The organism is Bacteroides sp. (assembly GCF_019417265.1).
GTDB lineage: Bacteria > Bacteroidota > Bacteroidia > Bacteroidales > Bacteroidaceae > Phocaeicola.
In genome coordinates this window covers 1-6,499 of record NZ_DXVR01000124.1, presented here as the reverse complement: position 1 = coordinate 6,499, position 6,499 = coordinate 1, and the positions used below count along the sequence as shown (strand labels likewise).

Below are 6,499 nucleotides of genomic sequence, written 5' to 3'. Positions count from 1 at the left end.
GTGTTTTAAGAATACTCATAAACAAACTTTTTTTATTATATTAGTCAAGTCTAAAATTTAGCGTCAGAATAAGCTCAAAGAAGTCTGAAAAAAACGAACCGTTATTTTATCTAAAACTTGCCCACGTTTTAATTCGAATGCGGGCAAGTTTTATTTTAAGCTTCAGAGCCTTCTGGTTCAAAATACAAAAATATAGTTTTTCATCGTGACGGCATAAGCATACCAATATACATCCATCTACAATTAAGCGAACTATCCCTCAAATACAAATCAATAATCAGGACATCAAACCATATAATAAAACAACTTTAAAAAGTAGAAAAAAGTAAATTATTATCCGCTTTTTCAATCTTTTGTTTAACTTTGCGTCCGAAGTAAAGACAAAGGGGTGCCTAAAGAACTGACCCGGGCTGAGATTATACCCTATGAACCTGATGCGGTTAATGCCGACGAAGGGATTGTCCTCAAAAAAGACATCCGTCATAAGATATTCTCTCAAACTGTAATTCTTACATTCTCTTTGTGTTTGCTTTGACGAACACTTTAAAACCAGTCATTTATGAAAATAAAAGTAAACAACAAAGAGACAGAACTCACCCAAGGCAATAATGTTGCATCGCTTGCACAACAGCTTGAACTTCCACAGCAGGGAGTGGCAGTTGCTCTTAATAACCGTATGATTCCGCGCGGTCAGTGGGCTGAACAGGAAATCAAGGAAGGCGACAGTCTTGTTATCATAAAAGCAGCTTGCGGAGGATAATGATATGGATAAAAAAGCATTCAAACTTCAGTTCATCACTCATTTCACCGAACAGTATTCTTACTTAGATTCTGTCCGTATGGCTCTCGAAGGCGGTTGCCGATGGATTCAACTGCGCATGAAGGATGCTTCCGACGAGGAAGTAGAAGCTATCGCTATAAAGGTTCAAGAACTGTGCAGACAATATAGCGCGACTTTCATCATAGACGACCGTGTAGAACTGGTAAAAAAGCTGAAAGCCGACGGTGTACATCTCGGAAAGAACGATATGCCTATAGCTGAAGCAAGAAAGATATTGGGAAATGATTTCATTATAGGTGGAACAGCCAATACTTTCGATGACGTTAAGGCACATTACCTTTCTGGTGCCGACTATATAGGCTGCGGCCCGTTCCGTTTCACGACTACCAAGAAGAAATTAAGCCCGATATTAGGTCTTGAAGGATACCGTTCCATCACCGGTCAGATGAAAGCCGAAGGTATCAGCCTGCCGATAGTGGCAATAGGCGGTATCACGATTGATGATATTCCGGAAATAATGCAAACCGGAGTGACGGGCATCGCACTGAGCGGGACTATATTAAGAGCTGAAAATCCGGTAGAAGAAACGAGGGAAATTGTGGAGATGGTGGAGAGAAGCAGTTGTTAAATTTTATCAAACTTAAAAACTCAAGAACTTAAGAACTCAAAAACTCACAACATATATGGAAAAACTTATTATTGCGGGTCGTGAATTCGATTCCCACCTTTTCCTGGGAACAGGAAAATTCAACTCAAACCAGCAGATGGAAGAAGCCATCTTAGCATCAGGCACAGAAATGGTGACTGTAGCCATGAAACGTATCGAACTCGATGACAAGGAAGACGACATGTTGCGCCATATCGTTCATCCTCATATACAGCTGTTGCCAAACACTTCGGGTGTACGTACAGCGGAAGAAGCTGTCTTTGCCGCACAGATGGCCCGTGAGGCATTCGGAACTAACTGGCTGAAACTGGAAATTCATCCTGACCCTCGTTACCTGTTGCCGGACTCTACAGAGACACTTAAAGCGACAGAAGAACTGGTAAAACTCGGTTTCGTAGTCCTCCCTTACTGTCAGGCTGACCCTACACTTTGCAAGCGTCTGGAAGAAGCAGGTGCCGCTACTGTGATGCCTCTTGCTGCTCCTATAGGTACAAACAAGGGATTACAGACTCGCGATTTCCTCCGTATCATAATCGAACAGAGCAATGTTCCTGTAGTAGTTGATGCAGGTATCGGTGCTCCAAGCCATGCTGCCGAAGCTATGGAAATGGGTGCAGCAGCCTGCCTTGTAAACACAGCAATCGCCGTTGCAGGTAATCCTGTGGAAATGGCTATCGCATTCAAGGAAGCTGTCATCGCCGGTCGCCGTGCATACGAAGCAGGATTGGGTATCCAGGCTGACAACCTTGTAGCTTCAGCTTCATCTCCTTTAACTTCATTCCTAAACGAATAAACTTTACAATTCACATGGACAAAGAAAAAGAAAAAAAAGCATACGCCCATGCAGAAAAAGCCTACATGCAAGGTACAATGTTCCCTTTCGTGAAAGTAGGTATGCAGAAAGTAAACCTCACTCCTACTGTCAACATCGTTGATGGCAAGAAAGTGATGACACCGAACGCCCCTGTATATATATATGATACAAGCGGTCCTTTCAGCGATCCAAATATTGAGATAGACCTGAAGAAAGGATTGCCACGTATGCGTGAGAGCTGGATTACATCACGCGGTGATGTGGAACAGTTGCCTTCAATCACTTCAGAATACGGAAAGATGCGCCGTGACGACAAGTCGCTCGACCATCTCCGCTTTGAACATATCGCATTGCCATACCGTGCTAAGGAAGGTAAATGCTGTACTCAGATGTACTATGCCAAGCAGGGTATCGTAACTCCTGAAATGGAATATGTAGCCATCCGCGAGAACATGAACTGCCGCGAACTTGGTATCGAAACATATATCACTCCGGAATTTGTACGCGACGAGATTGCTGCCGGACGTGCCGTATTGCCTGCAAATATCAATCACCCGGAATCGGAACCTATGATTATAGGACGCAACTTCCTTGTGAAAATCAATACCAACATCGGTAACTCTGCCACTACTTCAAGCATTGATGAGGAAGTGGACAAGGCTGTATGGAGCTGCAAATGGGGCGGCGACACACTGATGGACCTTTCTACAGGTGCAAACATCCACGAAACCCGCGAATGGATTGTACGCAACTGCCCTGTTCCGGTAGGTACTGTGCCTATCTATCAGGCTTTGGAGAAAGTAAACGGTAAGGTGGAAGACCTCAACTGGGAGATATATAAGGATACACTGATAGAACAGTGCGAGCAGGGTGTTGACTATTTCACTATCCATGCCGGAATTCGTCTGCACAATGTTCACCTTGCCGACAAGCGTCTTTGCGGCATCGTAAGCCGTGGCGGAAGTATCATGAGCAAATGGTGTAAGATATATAATAAGGAGTCTTTCCTTTATGAGCATTTCGACGAGATTTGCGATATCCTCGCACAGTATGACGTAGCAGTTTCATTGGGCGACGGTCTCCGTCCCGGCTCAATCTACGATGCCAACGACGAGGCACAGTTTGCTGAACTCGACACATTAGGTGAACTTGTACTCCGCGCATGGGAAAAGAACGTACAGGCATTCATCGAAGGACCTGGACATGTACCTTTGCACAAGATACAGGAGAACATGGAACGCCAGATCAAGTCGTGCCACAATGCCCCGTTCTATACACTCGGCCCTCTTGTAACAGATATCGCTCCGGGTTACGATCACATCACATCAGCCATCGGTGCTGCCCAGATAGGATGGCTGGGTACCGCAATGCTTTGCTATGTAACTCCAAAGGAGCACCTCGGATTGCCTAACCGCGAGGATGTACGCACCGGTGTTATCACATACAAGATTGCCGCTCATGCCGCCGACCTTGCAAAAGGACATCCTGGAGCACAGATTCGCGACAACGCACTCAGCAAGGCCCGCTACGAATTCCGTTGGCGCGACCAGTTCCATCTTTCACTGGACCCTGACCGTGCTCTTGAATATTTCAACGAAGGACGCCATACTGACGGTGAATACTGTACTATGTGCGGTCCTAACTTCTGCGCGATGAAGCTTAGCAGGGATTTAAAGAATATTTAAAACTAAAAATCATGTTTAGTGACGAACTTGAAAAAATAAGTTGGGAGGAGACTACCAAAGCCATCTACTCCAAGACCGAAGCAGACGTGATACGTGCTCTCGGTAAGAGTCGTTGTGATGTAGATGACTTCATGGCACTCATCTCTCCGGCTGCCGAAAAATATCTTGAACCGATGGCGCGACTCAGCAAGAAATATACTGAGGAACGTTTCGGACGTACAATGTCAATGTTTATACCATTGTATATAACAAACTCATGTACAAACTCATGTGTATACTGCGGATTCCACATCAGCAACCCTATGGCACGCACCATACTTACACCGGAGGAAATAGAGAACGAATATAAAGCCATAAAGAAACTCGGTCCGTTTGAGAACCTGCTTATCGTAACCGGTGAGAATCCGGCAAAGGCAGGCGTTCCATACATCGCCAAAGCACTTGACCTGGCAAAACCTTATTTCTCAAATCTTAAGATTGAGGTAATGCCTCTTAAGACTGAGGAATATGCCGAGCTGGTAACACACGGACTGAACGGAGTTATCTGTTTCCAGGAAACATACAACAAAGCCAGATACAATATCTACCACCCACGCGGAATGAAATCGAAATTTGAATGGCGACTAAACGGTTTCGACCGTATGGGACAGGCCGGAGTTCATTCCATCGGTATGGGTGTACTTATCGGACTGGAAGACTGGCGTACAGACGTAACCATGATGGCATACCATCTTCGCTATCTGCAGAAACATTACTGGAAGACCAAATACAGTGTGAATTTCCCGCGTATGCGTCCGGCAGAGAACGAGGGCTTCCAGCCTAACGTCATAATGAGCGACAAGGAACTGGCTCAGGTTACTTTCGCCATGCGTATATTCGACCACGATGTAGATATCTCCTACTCTACACGCGAGCCGGCATATATCCGCGACAATATGGCTTCACTTGGTGTTACAACTATGAGTGCGGAAAGCAAGACTGAACCGGGAGGTTACTACACATATCCTCAGGCACTGGAGCAATTCCATGTAAGCGATGAACGCACAGCCGTCGAGATGGAAAAAGCTCTCAAATCATTGGGACGCGAACCGGTATGGAAAGACTGGGACGCATCGTTCGATATGATAGGTAAATATTAATTTCTGAAATAATCAAAGACGTATTAGCATAATATCAAACTCTGATTGCCAATGTTAATACGTCTTTCTATAAAGTATAGGGAATTAAATTTGGCATATTCGGACATTATCTTTATTTTTAGACCAAGTAAACTTAAAATAATATGCTATGGCTATAATTACTATTAAAGAACTATTGGAATTAAGAAGCAAAGAACTTATAGGAAAAAGAATAAAATTAGTCCGTCATAAAGATGACCGTACAAAAAAACTATTAATGGGGAAATTGTTGATGGAGATCCTTATACTTGGTATAGGAATAACAAAGATACATTCTTAGAATATCAGGCAGAACAACACAAAGATGTCTATAAGGGAGCGGAATATATCATTTCGTTTATAGGAGAAACGAATAATACGGCAAGATTTATTGGAGTATTCAAAATAAATGGTGCCCCCAATATGATAGGAAATAAATATCATTATGATTTATCAGAGTTTGAATGCTTTGAAGAATTAAAAGAAAGGGTTATAATTGATTGGGGCAAAGCACGCAATTGGGTTCAATGGTTAAATACAAATAATGACAAAAATGTTATTGAGATCACACCCGGATATGATTATTTGTTTCCTGGTTATGACAATGTATCCCTTACGTTGTCAGAGCTTAAAAATATCATTATAGACAAAGAATATTTAACGTGGAAACAAATGCTATCTTCTATAAATGCCATTTATATCATCTCAGATAGAAAAACAGGAAAGCTATATGTTGGTTCATCATATAACAGAAACTCATCTGATAATAAAGAAGGATTATGGGGAAGATGGAAAGAATATGCAAATACAAATGGACATGGAAAAAACGTTGTATTGAAGAAATTATTAGATGATGATCCCAATTATGCAAGAGATAATTTTGTATGGTCAATCCTAAAAGTATTATCTATTAATATTTCAGAGAAAGCGGCAATTGATATTGAACAAAGAGTCAAAAATATTTTAGGGAAAGAAGCATGTGCATTAAATAAAAACTAAAAATGTAGGATTTAGAAATCAAAACAATAAAGTCACAGTTTTTTACTGCCAGTCGGCTGATGTTACGGTGATACTATAGTAAATTCATACATCGTTTCACCTTCACATCTTTCACACAAAAAAATGAGTCTATTTACTATATTTAAGTAACATTTAAACGACGTTTAAACAATGTTTGAAAGAAGTTCGAAGACCATTCAAACTGTATTCGTGGAATGATATAATTGCTTTACAAACACATAATAAGCCAAGAAAATACAATAAAACAAGTTAACTTCGTTAACATTCAATTTGGTTTTACCATAACTAGCAGAAGTTAAAAGAGGTTATAATTACAGATACTAAAATTCTAAACTTAAGTAAAAACTAAAACAAATTATGAACTTCCAACTTAAC

Annotated in this window: 6 protein-coding genes and 1 riboswitch; all 6 genes read left to right on the top strand. The window is 41.7% G+C overall.

The features are described 5' to 3' along the window. Nucleotides 1-374 precede the first annotated feature (374 nt). Nucleotides 375-475, top strand: a riboswitch (TPP riboswitch). Between the two features lie 84 nt (nt 476-559). Further along, entirely contained in the window at nt 560-760 is a 201-nt protein-coding gene (thiS, locus tag QZ379_RS11625) for a sulfur carrier protein ThiS (RefSeq protein WP_291564870.1), read from the top strand. Nucleotides 761-764: 4 nt separating this feature from the next. Further along, entirely contained in the window at nt 765-1,409 is a 645-nt protein-coding gene (locus QZ379_RS11620) for a thiamine phosphate synthase (protein WP_291564867.1), read from the top strand. A 55-nt stretch (nt 1,410-1,464) separates the two neighbouring features. Next, a complete protein-coding gene (locus QZ379_RS11615; protein ID WP_291564864.1) occupies nt 1,465-2,241 on the top strand; it encodes a thiazole synthase in 777 nt (258 codons plus the stop codon). Nucleotides 2,242-2,255: 14 nt separating this feature from the next. Continuing rightward, nucleotides 2,256-3,947 carry a phosphomethylpyrimidine synthase ThiC gene (gene thiC / locus QZ379_RS11610; protein WP_291564861.1) on the top strand — a complete coding sequence of 564 codons (1,692 nt, stop codon included), beginning with the start codon at nt 2,256-2,258 and terminating at the stop codon, nt 3,945-3,947. An 11-nt stretch (nt 3,948-3,958) separates the two neighbouring features. Beyond that, nucleotides 3,959-5,086 (top strand): 2-iminoacetate synthase ThiH, encoded by a 1,128-nt coding sequence (gene thiH / locus QZ379_RS11605; RefSeq protein ID WP_291564858.1) that lies wholly within the window; start codon nt 3,959-3,961, stop codon nt 5,084-5,086. Between the two features lie 441 nt (nt 5,087-5,527). Further along, nucleotides 5,528-6,103 carry a GIY-YIG nuclease family protein gene (locus tag QZ379_RS11600; protein WP_291564855.1) on the top strand — a complete coding sequence of 192 codons (576 nt, stop codon included), beginning with the start codon at nt 5,528-5,530 and terminating at the stop codon, nt 6,101-6,103. Nucleotides 6,104-6,499: the final 396 nt, after the last annotated feature.